This window comes from Fimbriimonas sp. LA-C6, from assembly GCF_055398105.1.
Genome location: NZ_AP038796.1, coordinates 449,074 through 467,167, shown reverse-complemented (window position 1 = coordinate 467,167; position 18,094 = coordinate 449,074). Strand labels below are relative to the sequence as shown.

The window sequence follows — 18,094 nt, the reverse complement described above, 5'->3', positions numbered from 1 at the left end:
TTTCCAATGATGAGACTTCATCCTAATCATCATTTAATGTTGATCATCAATTTTGTATAGTCCTCAGGCTTACGAATCGCTGATTAATCAAATTATGATACGAAGGGCGTTCACCCTCATTGAGTTGCTCGTGGTCATTGCGATCATCGCGATTCTAGCTGCGATTCTCTTCCCAGTGTTTGCGCAGGCAAAGCTCGCCGCTAAGAAAACTGCCAGCATCAGCAATGTGAAGCAAGCAGGCCTGGCAAACGTTCTCTACATGGGCGACTATGACGACGTAGTCCATATCCTAGAAGAGAACGACGTCCCTTCCTCATCTCTGGGCCAGCAGTACCCAAGCGCCTGCTTCCAAGGCCAGTGCGTCTTTGGCTACCCGCTCCTTCTTCAGCCCTACAGCAAGAACACAGACATGTTCATGGATCCAAGCGACCGAGCGGACGATCCAACTCTCGCGGATTCAAACGGCAAGGGAAGATTTGATAAGAGCAGTCAGCTGTACTGGTATGTGTACGGACACTATCCGTCCTACGGTTTCAACCGCCGCTACCTCAACACCCGAACCATCGATCCAAACACCGGTGTCTTCACATACTTCGGCGTCTCAGCATCATCCATCGCCTCAACAGCCTCCACAGTCCTCTATGCAGAAGCAAGCGGAAAGGATGTGGTCAGTCCAGGCAGACCCGTGGTTGTAAACCCGATCGGTTTCTACCGTGTTGATGCTCCCAGCTACTGGGCAGCGCCAACCTATCCGAACAACAAGGGCAACGCAGCAGGCCAAGGCCAGCTATGGGGTCGCTACGATTCCAAGAAGGTCATCGTCGCATGGCTCGACGGACACGTGAAGTTTGTCCCCATCGACAGTCTCGTGGGTCAAGGAACCACCAAAGACGACATCGACAAATTCTGGAACGGCCTAGCTAATTAACTTAGTCTAGAACAACAAAGCCCCTCCCACCAGTAAGGTACGAGGGGCTTTGTTGTTGATTACTTACCGGCCAGAAGATCCTGACCATCTACCGTGTAAGTCGCAACCAACAGGAACATCTCGTCGGTCGTTTGCTCACCCCAATACACAGCTTTAGGTGGGTGCGAAGGATTCCTCGGATTCTCGGCGCTGTTGTCGTAGCTTGCCGATACCAAAATCTTAGAACCCTTAGGAAGGTGCAAGGGCTCTTTCAAGCTGTACTGCAACTGCCAGTTGAAGTCCCAATCCTTCACAAAGACCAGAGGCTGCTCGTGGCCATCAGGAAACACAGCCTTGGCCTTCATCTCCTTACCCAGCAGATGCATGTGAGGCATTACCGAGTACAGCGTGATGTCCTGAGGCACGTTGTAAGTCTTAGATAGACTGTAGTCTTTGCTGCCAGCAGGGATGTTGAGCATGAAGTTGTAAATCCACGCCAACTTAACCTCTTTCTTGACAGGCTCTTTCGCCAAGTACAGGCCAACCTTGGTGAGATCTGTCTCTTCCTTGCCGGTCTTGTGATAATGAACCTGCAAGACGATGGTCGCGCCAGGCTTGATCTGGAATGCCGTTCCCTTTGCGGTCGAGTAGGCGGTAATACCAGGAGCCCAACCACCGAGTGAGCCAGAAGGCAAGAACCCAACTCCACCACCCGAAGAAGTGTATCCCTCCTGTCCATCTGTCATCTTTGCTGCGAGCTTTGCTGCCTGATTGCCGTTGTCGAGATAAGCGATGACATGGTGAACGATCTTTCGATTGCCTGGCTTAACATCCACGCCAGTGACCCACATTGGCTCCTTGCTGTCTGTTTTAATGATGAAGTTGCGATAGACGTCATCTCCTTCGGCAGAAAGCTTGAAGCTCTTTGTCGGACTCACAATCATGTCTGGCTTTCCAAGAGGCCATTCGCCAGGGAAGGTAGGAGCCTTAGGCTCAAGCTTCGCATTGCCCCTCGGAGCGCCTGCACTACTCCACGCCTTGAGGGTCTTGATCTCCTCGTCGGTCAGTCGACTCTCGTGCTTGAACTCGCCGTACCCCTTCACCGCCTTCCAAGGCGGCATCTGTCGGCTCTCGGAGACCGTTGCCACCATAGCAGCCCATTTCTTAGCGTTATCGTAGCCAACCAGAGAGAACGGAGCGACTTCATTGGGTCGGTGGCAGCTCACACAACTGCGATTCAAAATCGGAGCAACGTTAACAGCGTAGGTCACCTTCGCCGGTTTATGGGCAGCCGCCTTCTTGCCATCCGAAAACCCAGCCAGACATGCCGCGCCGACAAGGACACCCCCCGCGCAAAGAAAGACTCGACTCGCAATCATCCCTTGATTCTAGATTGGTTTAACAGTTCCTTTAGCAGGTTTAGGAAAGTAGACTCACGAATAATGTCGAAAAGGGTTTTGGTGACGGGCAGTTCGAGGGGAATTGGTCGTGCGATCGCAGAAAAGCTGGCCGCCGATGGTTGGTCCGTGGCTCTCCATTACGTGAACAATAAGCAAGAGGCACTCTCATTGCAGGATCAACTGGGCACCCGATGTAGCGGCACCTACCAATCTGATCTAGAAGAGCCCGTCAACGCATCCGCGTTATTTGCAAAGGTGGTCGCCGACGGACCACTCCACGCAGTCGTGAACAACGCAGGCATCTACCAACCGCTTGACTTTGTTTCTGCCGACGATGCCTCATTCGAAGAGAACTACCAAAAGACGTTCCGAGTGAACTTCGAATCCCCATTAAGGCTAGTCCGAGCCGCAAGCCAGTATTTCGCCACCCAAGGGGGAGGGAAGATACTAAACGTTGCCAGCCGAGTCGGCTTTAAAGGGGAGTCAGGCGCAGCACTTTATGCTGCCTCCAAAGCCGGTGTCATCAGTCTCACACGCAGTCTCTCCGTAGAACTCGCTCCAAAGAACATCCAGATCTTCGGCATAGCACCCGGCTGGGTGAATACCGCCATGGCCCGAGACGGTATGGAACAGCGTTTACCAGCTATCCTAGAGACAATCCCCATGGGACGCATGGCTTCACCCGAGGACTGTGCGGCCACCACGAGTTTTCTCCTTTCAGACGCAGCGAGTTATCTCAGTGGCGTCGTGATTGATATCAATGGCGCGAGCTATTTCCACTAAAAACACGTCTGACTTGTACACGGATTAATTAGAATGTTGTCCACCTTCGCGTGCCTCCTAGCCTTGCATCAAGCGCCCATCCAGCAACCACCTCGTCTTCGGACGATTCTCGGAAACGGTGCAATCATCCTGGTGGATCGAGTGCCAGACTCCCCCAACGTCTCATTGCAACTGTTCGTATCCTCGCGAGCTGTCCCAGATACGAAGACCAATCACGGACTACGACATCTGCTGGAGCACTTCGAGGCCAGAGGACGAAACAAGAACATCGACGCCAAAGTGGAAACAGCCGGCGGGTTCCTCTACGCCAAGACCACCCGCGTTGCAACGCAATACGAGGTTGTCCTACCCAAGAAGTCATGGAAGATGGGAGTCGACGTAATCCAGGAGATCATGCAACTCGGCGATGTCCGTAGCGAGGACATCCAACACGAAGTGAAGATCATGCGTCAAGAAGGTGCCATCCGAGACGTCTCCGCGCACCTGGCAGATGCCGCTTGGTCAGCAGCTTATGGCGAAGCCGGCTTGGATCCCTTCGGAGACCTCGGGGTGATGGGGGCTGCCACTCCAGAGCTCCTGACACAGGTCTACAAAAAAAGCATGGTCGGCTCCAATGTGCTCATGGTCATCAGTGGAGACGTTGATCTCGACGAAGGAACTCAGTCGGCGCGATCCATTTTAGCTAGTCTGCCACGCGGCAACTCGCCTGAGAGGCCCCCCAAAATTGGACGGGGCGGCTTAACCGCTGCTGTCGGTCTGGGTGAAGCCCGAGGTGCTATTGTCGGAGACATGGAAGACCCCTTGACCATTGCAACGGTCGCAGCGGGCCTCGGTGTTGCAAGCGAAGTCGATGGCTCGTTCATGATCTACACCCCAACCAAGGCACAAGGAATGGTCGTCATCGGACGAGTGGGCGAAACCACCGGAGTCGGAGCAGAGTTTGAGAAAGTTGACCCAGCGGTCATTTTCGATCGAGGACGATCACTCGCAAGGAGATGGGTGCGCGGACAGATTCGAGATGCCAGCGGATCAGGCAATTTCCGTGGCCAACTCATGATCCAGTCCCCTTCATTCAAGCCCGAAAGGTTCTTAGACATGCTCGATAGAATGAGTTTCGAAGACTTCAAAGAAGGTCTCGCTCGGTTCCGAGAGCCAAACTGCGTGACGGTGACAGGACGATGATTACTCTCATTGCTTTGACAACTCTATTGGCAAACCCCATCAGCGAATTTCCCGAGCGCAACGCCCAAGAAATTTCGTTGGTGGCCATAGCAAAGCTCCCCAACCTAGGTGCCAAAGACCGCCAGATCCTCGACGTCATCGGAAAAGCCATCACACGCGGAACCGAGATCTACGGCCGCCGCGAAGCCTATCAGATTACCGACGGACGAACCGTCACCTGTTCAGTGCTTCCAGATGCCGTAATCCTACAATTCAGTGTTCCGGCAAACAATCTCAAACTTGGCATCAGCCTCATGGACGCCTTGATCCACAATGCGAGTCTCACGCAGATCGAGATCGACCGCGCCGTGGACTCCCTTGGCCGAAAAGAACAGGACTACTGGCACACCGCCCTCAGCCCCTATAAATTCGAACTTGGCTCAGTCACAAGAGAGCAAGTGCAGGACCTCTACGCCCGAGTGTTTCGCCCTGAAGCGGTGTATCTGGGAGTTGGAGGTGCGATCAAACCCGGCGAGGCTGAAGATGAGTGGAGCAACCGTATCGAACGCTGGCACCCGGTCCCACTGCCTCAATATCCCGACATCTCATTGGACAAAGTCGCCGTGGCAAACTCATCTGGCATCACAACAGGTGAAATCCGTGGTCAAGAGATGCCAAATGGCGATCCGGCCATCATCACCAAAACGCTCGCTCTCTACGCACTGGGTTCCGGTAAGGAATCGAGCCTCCACCGGATTGTTCGAGAAAAACTCGGACTCAGCTATCGACAAGAGAGCATCCTCTGGCCCACCACTAAAGGGTGGCTCCCACGGCTCATCATTGCCATGGCAGACGCCGAAGATCCCGCTGCCTCCCTGGACGCCGCAAAGAAGGAACTGCTAGCAGATATAGAAACCTGGCAGGAAAAAGACCTCAAACGCGCTATCGGAATGGCAAACGCCAACCTGCGTCTCGGCGTCCCACTCGGACCACTCGGCTTCTTGGAGGCCTACCCCGGAAGATCGGTGGAAGATCGCGTCAAAATGGGGACCTACTGGCAAATGAAAACCGGCACCCAGTGGAGCACGGAGAAGTTTCTGAACACTCTGGAGTTTGTGCAGCTACAAGACCTCAAAGATGCCGCCACTGCCATCGTCCGAGACGGCACCACGGTGGTGCTTTCCGGTAAGTAGCCGGTTATTCCTCGGAAAACTCTTCATGCTTTCTGCAAAGAGGCAGAAAGTCGCAAGTAGGGCAGAGGTTCTTATAGACGGGCGTGAGTTCGTGATAATCCTCCGAAAGGATCTGCATTCCAAGCTTTTGGATATCACGCTCAAACTCGTCTAGCTCCTCATCCGAAAGGCTTGCCGTGGCGCTCTCACCCGTCCTCAGCGCCAAGATGGAAGCCGATACAGGGTGGTCTGGATACTTCCGCTTCACCAGAAGTTGGTAACAACACATCGCAATGTCCGTCCGAACCTGGTCTTCAGACACACCGGACCTTCCCGACTTGTAGTCCACGATCTCCAAAGTGCCGTCCTGGTGCTCATCCACCCTGTCAAGCCGCCCCAGCAGTACGAAGTCACCCATGTCATAGCGCAGCTGCCTCTCAAGCAATAGCACCTTCGCGGTAGACACCCGAGTCTTGGCCTCCTCTACGTGTCGTTCAAGTATGAGCTTGCCCTCACCAAAAGCCTCCGCCATCTCGTCAGCAGATGAGAAGCCTGCGTCGATCCAACTCTCCTCATAAGCGGCCAGCACTTGCTCGGTGGTGGTGACACCCGCATCGCCCGCATCATGAAACCGCTCAAGCACCCTATGCAGAGTCGATCCAAAGCTGTAGTAGCTCTTGGAGCGCAAATACCACTTGCCCCGTTCGTCCACATACGTCCATCGGTATTTCACCGGACAGGCCAAGTAGGTCGTGATTTTGCTGGGACTGAGGGTGGGCTTCCGTGGCACGTGATGATTGTATCGCCCAATTCGTGCCGATTTTGCGACAGAGCCCCACAGAAACCAACTTTCATTTGTTTTTGAAAGTAGAATACATACATGGAGACTTCCGCCCCCCTAAAAATTCGTTTAGGCCATTCCCCCGATTCCGATGACGCATTCATGTTCTGGGGCCTTGCCAAAGGAGAAGTTCAGTCTCGCTACGAGTTTGAGCACATCCTTCGAGACATTCAAACCCTAAATGAATGGGCGATGGAAGGGCGTTTGGAGTCAACCGCTATCTCAGTACATGCATTCGCCTATGTGGCCGACAAGTACGCCCTCCTTCGCCACGGCGGATCGTTCGGCGAAGAGTACGGCCCCATGATCGTTGCCTCCCGCGAGATCCCACTCGAAGAGTTGAAGGACCTCACCATCGCCGTACCAGGCAAGCTCACTTCCGCCTTTCTCCAGCTCAACCTGTGGTTTGCCGAGAAGTTTGGTGATGGCGTCAAACCCAAGTTTGAGATCGTCCCCTTCGACGAGATCATCCCAGCCATTCAGGAAGGCAAGTACGAAGCAGGTCTGATCATTCACGAAGGACAGCTCACCTACAAGCGAGACGGACTGACCCTCATAGCTGATATGGGTGTATGGTGGAAAGGGAACACAGGCCTCCCGCTTCCTCTCGGCGTGAATGTAGTCCGCAAAGACCTCGGACCAGATGTGGTAGCAGACGTAAGCCGATGCATGCGCGAAAGCATCAATGCCGGCCTAAACAATCGAGATAAAGCTCTCGACTACGCCTTGCAGTTCGCACGCGGTATGGATACCGATACGAGCGATGAGTTCGTCGGTATGTATGTGAACGGCCGAACGCAAGACATGGGCGACGAAGGCGTTACAGCAATCAAACTGCTCCTGAAGAAGGGCGCCGAGATCGGTCTGGTTCCAGCTGTTGAAGTTGAAGTCGTAGACTAAAAAAGACAAACAAAAAAGCCTCTAAGTTGGCGTACCAACTTAGAGGCTTTTTTGTGAATTAGTGACCTGTGTGAGCAGCCACCTTATATGGATGGCCCACGACTTTTCGACCGTGTCGCTTGGCGACGTGGTGAGATTTGTGCTTCTTCGAAACGTGGTGCTTAGCAACTGCGTGCTTTGCGACAACATGCTTTGGTTTCGCTGCGTGGGTCACTGAAGCATGACCATGTGCAGGTGCCGAAGTGTGGTGAGGAGCCGCATGAGCAGCCGGTTTGATTGTACTAGGTGCCTCTACCACGATCACATGATCGAGGAAGGTAGTGTTTCCAGTCTTCAGGTCGTAAATAGCGCCAACCACTTTGAGATGCCCCTTCTCGACCATATCCTTGAGGGCTGGTCCGGAGTTCTTGAGGCGCTCCACAGTAAGACGAACGTTCTCTTCCACCACTTGGTGAACCATATCTGCACCTGGGTGGGCCGATTTCACAGCAGGTGCGATTTCTTTGATGATCGCATCAATGTGATCGTGTGTCGGCTGACCAGCAACGGCAGCTTTCACAGCTCCGCAACTCTCATGTCCCATAACAACGATGAGTGGTGCTCCGAGATGCTCAGCGGCATACTCAATGCTACCAAGGACGATGTCGTCCACCACATTACCAGCCGTTCGAACAACGAACAGGTCGCCAAGACCCTGGTCGAAGATCAGCTCCGGTGGAACGCGAGAATCCGAGCAAGTAAGGACGATCGCCAGAGGGTGCTGACCCTTCGACACTTCAAGCCTCCGCGCAGCAGTTTGATCTGGGCGAATAGCTTGAGACTTCTCGAAACGAAGGTTGCCACGCACCAGACTCACCAGTGCGCTGTTTGCTGTAACCGTTGACTTGTGTTCGTCAGACGCATGTCCGAGAGCGCCAGTAAGAATAGCGCCAAAACACGCAAGTAGTCGGATAGTGTGTGACCTGATCATTAACTAGATCATCAGCATCTTCACGGCGAGTTCTGTAGTGAATCCGCAGACTAAATGAGCGACCACGAGCAAAACTGTCATCAATACTTGTTTGCTCGTGCTCGATCAAATGTCACAGGGTCTCGGTGACCTTCTGGATATGTCGAGGATCGTCCGGATTCAGTCCCCGTGCCCGCGCAGCTTGAAGAGCAACCCACTGGCCGTAGATCACATCCCAGATTGGACTGAGGACTTCATGCTCCAAAGACAGTGGAGCCTTAGGCGCCTCGATAATGGTGCAACCATGCTCAGCCAAGTGCGGTTTAGGGCCGTCAAATACTAATGCAGCACTACCATGTCCTGCAAGCGCCTTCGGACCATGCTCAAAATCGGCAGAGGAGTAAGCCTTGCACGGAATCAACGCACACTCCATCAGCTTAAGGGCCGATTCCTGCGCCGTGCTAAACCCATACCCACGTCCAAGAGAAAACACCGGGCTGTATCGAACTACCGGTCCACTCGCGCTCTTGGCAGCCTCAAGCGCTGTCTCTACCCAAGCATCAGTAGGTGTAAGTCCCTTAGGATCAGGCAGACCTGCACCCAACGCGCGTACCACCTCGTACAGCGCCAATTGAGAAGCACTGTAAGTTTTGGTCGCTGCCACCGATTTCTCTTGTCCAGCTTCCAGCAGAAGCGAGTACTCAGCCTCGTGGGTTAAGCGAGACCCTGCCGTGTTGGTGATCGCAAGCGTCGTATGCCCCTTCGAACGTAGATCAGCCAACACCTCAGCCACGTCCGGTGCAGCGCCGCTCTGAGAGATGCCGATCGCCAAGCAGTTCTGGTAGCGGACATGCTTGCCAAACCGGGTCAAAACGGATGGCGCTGCCAAAGAAACAGGAATGCCCAAGTGAATCTCAAACAGATATCGAGCATAAAGAGCCGCATTGTCCGAAGACCCACGAGCTGCAAGCAGCACCATGTCAAAGCTCTTGCCCTCCAGGCTGGTCTTCAAAGTTGAAAAGTAGTTTTGTGCGCCTCGCGCAAGCACTTCCGGTTGTTCCCGGATCTCTCGCTCCATCCACTCGCCTAGCATCGCAATCATTATGACCGACTCGATTCTTTACTGGGTTACAGGTTTAAGTCATTTTGGTCAACCATAATCTTGTCATGTCTGTGGCGTCCCGTCTAGCGGCCATCGTTGCCGAAGTTACTTCCGAGCCAAATTACGACCTTGCATTGGACCGACTCGCACAGGCTGCCATGGAACTCACAGAGAGTCGCCACGTCCTCATCGCACTCCTCAACGAAGAACGGGGAAGTCTCGAAGTAAAACACGGTGCAGGAGAAGGTTTCCGAGCAATTGAGAAGGGAGAAAACCTCCCACTCAATATAGGCAGCTCTGACGGGATCGTCGGTTTCGTTGCGGAAACAGGAGACACTTTCGACTCAGGCGACGTCACCCAAGCCCCACAATACCGACGCCTCTTCGAGTCCACCCGCAGCGAAATGGCGATCCCCGTAAAAGACCGCCACAATCGGGTTTGGGCCGTCTTAAACCTAGAAAGCGATCAAAAGAACGCCTACGGCGAGGAGCAAAAGGATGTCGCCGTAGCGCTAGCCCACCTCGTGGGTGTCGTAGTAGAGCAGCAAGACCACGTCAACCGAGAGCAAGCTCTCATCTCGGTAGGCAACTCACTGGATGCAGTTCTCACGGAAGAAGCCCTCGTAGATCGCGTCATCCACGTCGCCAAAGATGTCCTCCGCATGCAGGCATGCAGCATCTTCCTCCTAGACCCTCGAATCGACCGATTCGTCCTGGAAGGCACCATCGGCCGACTCAAGGACGATGTTGGCCAACTCAGCTACGCACGTGGGGAAGGATTCACTGGCTGGGTGTGCGATCAAGGGCAGCCGATCCTCCTAGACTCCCCCCAAGGAGACCCGCGCTGGCGAGGCAAGTTCGTCGAGTTCCCAAGCGAACAGATCGCAAGCTTCCTAGCCGTACCCATCGTCACACGCACAGGCAGCATCGGAGCCATCCGAGTTCTGCGTCGGCGGATGGACAACAAGCTCCTCGACAACTCCTTCACCAACGACGATCTTCAACTGCTCCAGGCAATCGCCGAGCAGATGGCTATCGGCCTGGAAAACATCCGAAACATCGAGAAGATCGTCCGCAGTGAGCGGATGATCGCCTGGGGCGAACTCAGCGCGAAGTCCAGCCACATGATCGGCAACCGTGTCTTCGCCCTCAAAGGCGACGTGAACGAACTCAAACACGTTCTCGACTCTCCCGACTTCAACGTCGAGGATATTAGGGCCCTCCAAAAGAGCCTCAACACCAATATCACCCGCGTTGAGGAAATCCTTCAAGACTTCAGAGACTTCGTCACCGCCACCAAACTAAACCGCACACTTTGCGACCTTAATGAAGTAGTGAGTGAAACCGTCGAAGAGGTGTTCCCACGCAGGTCCTCGGTAGAACTCGATCTCAAACTAGGCGAAGTCCCCAAACTGCTCATGGACGAGAAAAAACTCCGACGAGCCATCAGCGAGCTGATCGAAAACTCATTCAACTACATGGACAAAGGGCGGCTAAGGATCTCTACTCAGGTGGTCGGAAACGAAATCCACGATCAGACCCGCCACAGCAAATTGGGCCGCTTCGCAAGCATAGAAATCGAAGACAACGGCCCCGGAGTCGATAACGATCAAAAGGCCCTCATCTTCCAACCATTCTTCAGCAAGCGAGTGAAGGGAATGGGGCTGGGACTAAGCATCGTCAAAGGCATTGTCGATGCCCATGGAGGGGAAGTCTTTGAAGCGGGTCAAGAAGGCACAGGTGCCAAGTTCGTGATACTTCTGCCGCTAGAAAGCTAGCTCATCAGCCGACTGGGATCTCCTGCCCAGCGAACCACTTTAGCAGCAAGTTTAATAAACGGGTTCGCTTCATGGGTGTCCACAAGCAGTGACGTCACATTCTCATCGAGTACCCAATCGAACCCTTTCCTACCTGGCATATGAGACTCAGGAGTGAGTCTCCCTGCCATCAAAGTCGCACTCTTGTTCTCTTTGATGAACACCATCCGGGTTCGGTCCAGTACAGGAACTTCCTGCCAGCCATCGCACAAAAGCTCCACACGAGCCCAAGGCGCTGTCTCAGTGAAACTCTGCTTACTCACATAGCTGGTGCGAGTCCCACCACCATAAAGTAAAGGAAACCGACTCTCTCCGCTCGGATAGTTCGTCTCAATAAATGTGAAGTTCAGCGGATCTTGCTGGGGAAACAAGCGGGCGTGAATGTTTGCACAAACCGACAGCATGATCAAAACGAGCAAACCCAGGAACCGCCTCACTCGTCCATTGTAACTCAGGATCGATGAAAGTCAGTTCCTAAGACCTAAGGAGAATCATGTTCACAGCACTAGCACTAGGAGCCATCTTGGCCAATGCCGCTACTTCAACGGAGGTTACGGTTTACAACCAAGGATTTGGTTTGATCAAAGAAGTTCGAACCCTTCACTTAAAGCAAGGAAAGCAAACGGTATCCGTCGAAGACGTCGCCTCCATGGTCGATCCATCAAGTGTTGGAATCAAGAATCTCAGCAAAAATGCCTTCTCCGTTCTCGAGCAAAACTACCAATACGACCTCATCAACACACAGGCGATCTTGAACAAGTCGGTCGGCCAAAAGATCCGATTTATCAGAACGGTCGGTGGTAAGAGAGAAGTTCTAGAGGGAACTCTGCTAAGCGCTCCCACAGCCATCGTGGCCAACCCGCAAGGCTACAGCGAGCAGACATACAACGGCCTCGTCATCAAGACCGACGATGGAAGAATCGTTCTGAACCCAACAGGTGAGATCGAAGTGAGCAGTGTCCCCGCGGGCCTCATCAGCAAGCCCACGCTCCTCTGGGATATCGACTCAGAAGGCACAGCAGATAACAACATCGAACTCAGCTACATCTCGCAAGGCATGAGCTGGAACTCCGACTACGTCCTCACAATCGATGGTGTGAACCAAGCAGATCTCAAGGGGTGGGTCACCATCAACAATCAATCCGGAGCCACCTTCGAAAACGCAAAATTGAAACTGCTTGCTGGAGACGTAAACCAGGCCCCCCAAGCAATGTTCAAAGGTGCGAGGGGTGGATTTGGCGGTGGAACTGGCGGACCTGGCGGTGGCTTTGTTGAGCAGTCTCTGTTTGAGTACCACCTCTACACACTCGATCGACCCGCCACAGTGCGCAATAAAGAGACGAAGCAGATCAGCCTCCTCGAAGGTCACGGTGTGCCCTACAGCAAGAAGCTCATCGTAGACGCAACTATGAACATGGGACAGTACTACCCCTCAGAGGGAGAAGTAGGCACAGGCCCAATCAAACCGCAGGTTCGTATCGAGTTTAAGAACGACGAAAAGAGCGGACTAGGTATGCCACTTCCAAAAGGCAAGGTTCGTATCTACCAGCGAGACAACTCGGGCAGCGTCCAACTTCTGGGCGAAGACAACATCAACCACACACCGAAAAACGAGCAGCTGAGCCTCATCGTCGGACGAAGCTTCGACGTAGTCGCAAGCCGAAAGCGAACGAATTTCACCGTTCTCGGCCCCAACCACTGGCGGGAGTCGTTCGAAGTTGAAGTCCGCAACCGTAAGACAACTTCCGAGACTGTCTCAGTGTATGAGCGCCACTGGGGAGACTGGAAGGTCACCGAGAAGTCCATGAACTTCACAAAGCTAGACGCCCAGACCATGGATTTCGAGATCACTCTCAAGCCAGACGAAGTGCGAACAATCGCCTACACCGTCGAGACCCGTTGGTGAGCACGAATCGATTCAAAGCATCTGAACGATTGAAGCCTCAGATGCCACTAACCTGGGGGACAAGTACCTCGGAGAAAGCATGTTCGTAACATTTGCATTAGGATTAGCGCTGGCAGGTGGACCGAGTTCCACGGAATTGACCATTTACAATCAAGGGTTCGGACTCGTCAAGGAGGTCCGAACCTTCTCCCTAAAACAGGGTGAACAAAGCATCGGCGTAGAAGACGTCGCTGCCATGATCGAGCCTTCCAGTGTGGCGATCAAGAGCCTCACCGGCAACCAGTTCCGAGTTCTGGAACAGAACTACCAATACGACCTGATCAGCCCGCAAGCCATCTTGGCAAAGTCAGTAGGCCAACGCGTACGCTTGGTAAGGACCTTAGGCGGGTCAAAAGATGTTCTAGAGGGGACTCTCATGAGTTCCCCAACAGCAGTCATCTCCAACAATGGAAGCCCGGAACAAACGTACAATGGCCTCGTCATCAAAACCGACGACGGAAGAATCGTACCAGACCCAACGGGCGAGATCGAAGTCACAACCATCCCCCCAGGACTCATCAGCAAGCCAACCCTCATCTGGCAACTAGCCTCAGACCTGGAAGAGGAAACAAAGGCAGAATTAAGCTACATCTCTTCGGGAATGAGCTGGAATGCAGATTACGTCCTCACTCTTGACGGCGTAGGAAAGGCCGATCTCAAAGGCTGGGTCACCATCAATAATCAATGCGGAGCCACCTTTGAAAACGCAAAGTTAAAGCTCCTAGCCGGTGAGGTCAATCGAGTTCAGGCACCAGATAGGGCCCAATCTCTGACACGCGATGGAGCCATGGAGCTTCAAGCGTACGCGAAACCCAGCTTCGCCGAGCAGTCGCTTTTCGAATACCACCTCTACACCCTCCAGCGACCAGCAACGATTCGAAACAAAGAGACAAAGCAGCTAAGTCTGCTGGAAGGTCATCACATCCCAGTAGTGAAAAAGCTCGTCTTCGATTCCATGGCAGAGTACGGCCAGTACTACCCCAACGAAGGCGAAGTGGGTACCGGTGATCTCAAAGCACAGGTGAGGCTCGAATTCAAGAACGACGAAAAGAGTGGTCTGGGGATGCCACTGCCCAAGGGCAAGTTCCGAGTCTATCAAAGAGACAAGTCCGGAAGTGTCCAACTCCTGGGTGAAAACCAAATCGACCACACACCCAGAAATGAAAAGCTAAGCCTAGTCGTAGGGAAGAGCTTCGATGTCGTGGCGAATCGTAAACGCACCAACTTCAGCCGTACTGACAAACACTCTGTCAGTGAATCGTTCGAGATCGAAGTCCGGAACCGCAAGGAATCTACTGAATCCATCACACTGCTAGAGCGCCACTTCGGCGATTGGAAAGTGACCGCCAAGAGTTCCGACTTCACAAAAGTCGACTCCAACACCATGCAGTTCAGCCTGACCCTCAAACCCAACGAGGTCCGAAAGGTTACCTACACCGTAAAGACACGCTACTGAGTTTCTGCCGTCTCGGGCGTTGGATGAACAATCCCAACGCCCAACACCGCCAGGGCCGCCGTATCGTTCACCCATCGAGCGCGAAGCGCCATGTCATGAGCCAAGTCTTTGAGACACCCGTTCGCGTAAGAGATGTTGGGTACGAAGCAGTTGAACACCACCTGCTCATTCTCAACGCTCCATGAACCCAAGTCGTGGCACCAATTCCACTCCTTACGCTCCATTTCGTTCAGCGCAACCGCCGTTCGACCAAGGTCGGTATCATCATTCGACCAAGGAAGGGTGAGCGTGGCATACAGCCCATTGCCATACTCCACGTGCTGCCGATCAGCCCTTAACTCCATTCGGATAGGGCGATCGCTCAGCCAGTCAAACTCCGCCCAAAGATGAGTCTGCTCGTCACAGCCCGATTTTCGAGCAACGCGCTTGATGCACCCATGCGCCTCTTCCCACTCAGGGCTGCCAAGCCATCGGTTCGGCATCTGTCCATAGGGTCGGAAAAACTGGTCAATGGCATTCACCAGAGGATCAATCGGAGTTCGTGGACCATGAATCGGGTGGACCGAAATTGCAGGCTCCAACCCCATGTTCTTTTCAAGGTAGCGGGCCAGTGTAGGGGCTTTCGATATCTGTAGTCCAACGGCACCCAACAGAACCTTGCTCAGCCACTCTTCGTTGTCCATGTGTGCATAAACGCTGCAATGGATCTTATAAAGGTCCCGCTCTGGCTCGTAAACAATCGCCGACAGCGAAGCCCCCGCCATGAGATGAGCTAACTTGGATTGCACCTCACCAGGATCGCCATGCCCCCGCACAAGGTCAATCTCCGCATGCACCCGAAAGATCGAGTACGCATTGTGGAAATTAGGAGGATCCGTCACAACCGTTAGGGCGTAGTCAGACGCCCAGTAGGTAAATCCACGTCCACAATCAATCAGCCAGTGGTCGTTGATACGCAACTGATCATGCAGCTTTGCAATAAAACAGGATCCGAAATCTTCTTTTCGTCGCCAACTCATGAGCCGTCTCCGTTAACAGCTAACGAAAACCATCATACGCCAGGAGTCGGAATTTTGTTAAAGGATTTACGATCTGATCAGAGTTCTTGAGATAGCTTCCACAATTCGGCGCTTGGCTTCTGCTCTCACAAGGCGATCCTGATCCGAAATCTCGATCTCATTCATGATAAGTCTGCAGGTTGCGCGGTTCGTAACAAGCCGATCCTCGGGGACGCGTAAGAACTCTGCAATGGCCTCTAGTTCACCCTCCTGCACCCAAATACCCCCACACGCATCACAGCCATCGAGACGGACTGGAGAGGTGTACTGGAAGTTGTATTCATGCATAAAACTCTGACAACCTGGGCAAGTTCGGACCTGCTTGACGTTTGTGACAGCGATTCCCTCTGGAACAATCTCGTATTCCAACTCTTCAAGTGCCGCAAGTCCCTGGTTCTTCAGATCGCCAAGCTCACCCTCATCAAAGAACACCCCTGCGCAACTCGTGCATACATCGAGCATGAGGTGATGAAACGCCTTCTGCACAAGAGGGAGAGAGCAGTCAGGACAGACCTTTGCCATTACCCCATATTGTAAATCATATGGCTAGGCGGATGTATAGCTGAGGTAATTTTAAGGTGTGCCTAGTCCCTTAGTGGAAGACGCAGCGCACTGGCAAGCAGCCTTGGAACTGTACGATGCAGACTTGGTCTGCGAGGCACTTGCGCAGATCGAATCTCGCGGCATTGGCGAGGGTGGCACCTTCATGCGCTGGTACCGAGTGATCGAGGCAGAAGCAGTCGCCAGATCGCAAAGCAGCGTTCATGAGGTCAACTCTTGGCTGAGCGTCGAAACCATCCCGACAGAAACACTCGGAACTGAAGAGGCCCTATCTAACCGAATCCTAGCAGCCTGCGAGCAGACCGCCCTCAAATTTGATTGGGACCACGATGTACCTACCCGAATCTCAATCCTCTCTCGGGAGTCAGAAGCGCCCTGGGCCATGCACCCCCATGGCTATTGGGTCTCCAAGTCCCGCTATGACAAGATCTGCCTCCCATTCTATCTGCTAGACGATCTCGACGAACTGTCCGGAGCGGTCGCCCACGAGTACGCCCACGTCATCAGCTCCTACCTAAGCGACGAGCAAGCACCACGCTGGCTAGAGGAAGCACTAAGCGTCATCGCCGAGCAAGACTTCGATACCGAGATAGCAAGACAATTCCAGCGCGGAGAACTCCCCTGGCTCGCCCCAGAAGAACTTGAGCTATGCCTAATGGAAAAAGCAGCAGGTGAAGATGTGGAAGTCTTCCATGCCTACCAACAAGCAGGCTGGATCGGGCGCTACCTGCAGGCAATGGGCGGGGACGAGAAACTCATCCAACTCCTGAAAGAACACAGAAACCAGGCGTTCTTCACCACTCTCCAACTCTCGATGCTTGGTAAAAATAGGGCAGAAGGCGCCCTCGACCGAGTGTACGGATTCAAGAGTGAAGAGCTATTCAAACGCACTCTCTACTGGCTCAAACAAAACTAGGCTCCACCCGAAGGCAGAACCTAGTTCCTCACATCAATAGCTGTAGTTGCCGTTGTGAGCGTCTTCGATGTACCGCGCCAACAGATCGATACAAGCCTGAACATCGTCAGGATGAACCGTCTCGTTTACGGTATGAACATATCGAGTCGGGATCGAAAGTGTGAACGAAGGAATGCCTCCGTGCAGCTTCTGGATAGCACCCGCATCTGTTCCTCCTGCGCTCAAAATCTCCATCTGGTGAGGAATGCTCTCCCGCTCAGCGATCTCTCTGAAGTGCTCCACCATCTTGGGGTGGCAGATGAGCGAGCTGTCCATAATCTTGATAGCAGCCCCGCCGCCAAGCTTGGTGATCATGTCCTGCTCCGGTACGCCCGGAATATCGTTGGCAAGTGTGATATCAAGCGCGACAGCAATATCAGGAGCAATAGCTGAAGCCGCCGAAGCCGCACCACGCAACCCAATCTCCTCTTGAACCGTCGCCACCGCGTAAACATCTACGTCATGGCTCTTCACAGCCTTGATCGCCTCAATCATCACAAACACGCCGACTCGGTCGTCCATGGTCTTGCTGGTCAGTAGATTGCCAACTTTCACCAACGGTCGATCCATGGTGACTGAGTCACCCAATCGAACCTTCTCCTTGACTTCTTCAACGCTCAGGCCAAGGTCCACAAAGAAGCTGTCATGCTTCTGCCCCTCGCGCGCCTCAGCCTCGGTAAGCATGTGCTTCGGCTTGGTGCCATACATCAGCACACCCTGCAAATTGCCCGTCTTGGTCTGAACAATCACACGCTGGGAGTTCATCTGGCGAGGATCCCATCCGCCAAGAGTTTGCAGTCTCAGGAATCCGGTGGACTCAATGTGCTTCACCATAAAGCCGATCTCGTCCATGTGAGCGGCGATCATCAGCTTCTTGCCACTGCTCGTTCCTTTCTTCAGCAACGTCACATTGCCCATAAAATCAGTGCTGAGCTCCCCGTAGGCCGCCAGCTCACGCTTTACGATGACGTGGATATCCTCCTCGCGTCCCGACACTCCGTGTGCTTCGACCAATTCTCTCAACAATTCAATATTCATGCATCTGGTTTACCCTTTATTAACCATTTGAAGCTTAGGGGGTGATCGG

Annotated in this window: 17 protein-coding genes; 9 read left to right on the top strand and 8 right to left on the bottom strand. The window is 53.5% G+C overall.

Annotated elements, in window-relative coordinates:
- The first annotated feature begins 94 nt into the window (after positions 1-94).
- The gene (locus ACZ51B_RS02245; RefSeq protein ID WP_464295606.1) at positions 95-928 is read left to right on the top strand and encodes a prepilin-type N-terminal cleavage/methylation domain-containing protein; all 834 of its coding nucleotides are present in this window, start codon (positions 95-97) and stop codon (positions 926-928) included.
- Positions 929-987: 59 nt separating this feature from the next.
- On the opposite strand, the gene ACZ51B_RS02240 is transcribed toward ACZ51B_RS02245, so the two are convergent.
- Positions 988-2,286: a monooxygenase gene (locus tag ACZ51B_RS02240; RefSeq protein ID WP_464295605.1), complete on the bottom strand. Its 1,299-nt coding sequence runs from the start codon at positions 2,284-2,286 to the stop codon at positions 988-990.
- Between the two features lie 63 nt (positions 2,287-2,349).
- On the opposite strand from ACZ51B_RS02240, the gene ACZ51B_RS02235 reads away from it, so the two are divergent.
- The 3 genes from ACZ51B_RS02235 to ACZ51B_RS02225 are packed head-to-tail and all read left to right on the top strand — an operon-like array spanning position 2,350 to position 5,444.
- On the top strand, positions 2,350-3,090 hold the full coding sequence (locus ACZ51B_RS02235) for an SDR family NAD(P)-dependent oxidoreductase (RefSeq protein ID WP_464295604.1): 741 nt from the start codon (positions 2,350-2,352) through the stop codon (positions 3,088-3,090).
- A 33-nt stretch (positions 3,091-3,123) separates the two neighbouring features.
- Positions 3,124-4,272, top strand: a complete 1,149-nt coding sequence (locus ACZ51B_RS02230) for a M16 family metallopeptidase (protein ID WP_464295603.1) — start codon at positions 3,124-3,126, stop codon at positions 4,270-4,272.
- On the top strand, positions 4,269-5,444 hold the full coding sequence (locus tag ACZ51B_RS02225; RefSeq protein WP_464295602.1) for an insulinase family protein: 1,176 nt from the start codon (positions 4,269-4,271) through the stop codon (positions 5,442-5,444). The genes ACZ51B_RS02230 and ACZ51B_RS02225 overlap by 4 nt, the downstream gene beginning before the upstream one ends.
- Positions 5,445-5,448: 4 nt before the next feature.
- Here the strand turns inward: ACZ51B_RS02225 and ACZ51B_RS02220 are convergent, their stop codons facing one another.
- A complete protein-coding gene (locus ACZ51B_RS02220; protein WP_464295601.1) occupies positions 5,449-6,213 on the bottom strand; it encodes a RecB family exonuclease in 765 nt (254 codons plus the stop codon).
- Positions 6,214-6,303: 90 nt separating this feature from the next.
- Here ACZ51B_RS02220 and ACZ51B_RS02215 point away from each other — a divergent pair, with 90 nt between their 5' ends.
- The gene (locus ACZ51B_RS02215) at positions 6,304-7,164 is read left to right on the top strand and encodes a menaquinone biosynthesis family protein (protein WP_464295600.1); all 861 of its coding nucleotides are present in this window, start codon (positions 6,304-6,306) and stop codon (positions 7,162-7,164) included.
- Between the two features lie 58 nt (positions 7,165-7,222).
- Here the strand turns inward: ACZ51B_RS02215 and ACZ51B_RS02210 are convergent, their stop codons facing one another.
- The gene (locus ACZ51B_RS02210; RefSeq protein WP_464295599.1) at positions 7,223-8,134 is read right to left on the bottom strand and encodes a carbonic anhydrase; all 912 of its coding nucleotides are present in this window, start codon (positions 8,132-8,134) and stop codon (positions 7,223-7,225) included.
- A 112-nt stretch (positions 8,135-8,246) separates the two neighbouring features.
- The gene (locus ACZ51B_RS02205; RefSeq protein ID WP_464295598.1) at positions 8,247-9,215 is read right to left on the bottom strand and encodes an SIS domain-containing protein; all 969 of its coding nucleotides are present in this window, start codon (positions 9,213-9,215) and stop codon (positions 8,247-8,249) included.
- Between the two features lie 65 nt (positions 9,216-9,280).
- Here ACZ51B_RS02205 and ACZ51B_RS02200 point away from each other — a divergent pair, with 65 nt between their 5' ends.
- Positions 9,281-10,993, top strand: coding sequence for a GAF domain-containing protein (locus ACZ51B_RS02200; protein WP_464295597.1), 1,713 nt, complete (start codon positions 9,281-9,283; stop codon positions 10,991-10,993).
- Here the strand turns inward: ACZ51B_RS02200 and ACZ51B_RS02195 are convergent.
- Entirely contained in the window at positions 10,990-11,469 is a 480-nt protein-coding gene (locus ACZ51B_RS02195; protein WP_464295596.1) for a hypothetical protein, read from the bottom strand. The two genes, ACZ51B_RS02200 and ACZ51B_RS02195, sit on opposite strands and share 4 nt — an antisense overlap.
- A 56-nt stretch (positions 11,470-11,525) precedes the next feature.
- Here ACZ51B_RS02195 and ACZ51B_RS02190 point away from each other — a divergent pair, with 56 nt between their 5' ends.
- Together ACZ51B_RS02190 and ACZ51B_RS02185 are read left to right on the top strand one after the other, a co-directional pair.
- Complete coding sequence (locus ACZ51B_RS02190; protein WP_464295595.1) at positions 11,526-12,938, top strand: DUF4139 domain-containing protein; 1,413 nt, start codon at positions 11,526-11,528, stop codon at positions 12,936-12,938.
- Between the two features lie 79 nt (positions 12,939-13,017).
- On the top strand, positions 13,018-14,433 hold the full coding sequence (locus ACZ51B_RS02185) for a DUF4139 domain-containing protein (RefSeq protein ID WP_464295594.1): 1,416 nt from the start codon (positions 13,018-13,020) through the stop codon (positions 14,431-14,433).
- On the opposite strand, the gene ACZ51B_RS02180 is transcribed toward ACZ51B_RS02185, so the two are convergent.
- Positions 14,427-15,452, bottom strand: a complete 1,026-nt coding sequence (locus ACZ51B_RS02180; RefSeq protein WP_464295593.1) for a hypothetical protein — start codon at positions 15,450-15,452, stop codon at positions 14,427-14,429. The two genes, ACZ51B_RS02185 and ACZ51B_RS02180, sit on opposite strands and share 7 nt — an antisense overlap.
- A gap of 66 nt (positions 15,453-15,518) precedes the next feature.
- Positions 15,519-16,013, bottom strand: a complete 495-nt coding sequence (locus tag ACZ51B_RS02175; RefSeq protein WP_464295592.1) for a TFIIB-type zinc ribbon-containing protein — start codon at positions 16,011-16,013, stop codon at positions 15,519-15,521.
- Positions 16,014-16,071: 58 nt separating this feature from the next.
- Here ACZ51B_RS02175 and ACZ51B_RS02170 point away from each other — a divergent pair, with 58 nt between their 5' ends.
- Complete coding sequence (locus ACZ51B_RS02170; RefSeq protein WP_464295591.1) at positions 16,072-16,968, top strand: hypothetical protein; 897 nt, start codon at positions 16,072-16,074, stop codon at positions 16,966-16,968.
- A 33-nt stretch (positions 16,969-17,001) separates the two neighbouring features.
- Here ACZ51B_RS02170 and ACZ51B_RS02165 read toward each other — a convergent pair whose 3' ends face one another.
- Positions 17,002-18,045 carry a M42 family metallopeptidase gene (locus ACZ51B_RS02165; protein ID WP_464295590.1) on the bottom strand — a complete coding sequence of 348 codons (1,044 nt, stop codon included), beginning with the start codon at positions 18,043-18,045 and terminating at the stop codon, positions 17,002-17,004.
- Positions 18,046-18,094: the final 49 nt, after the last annotated feature.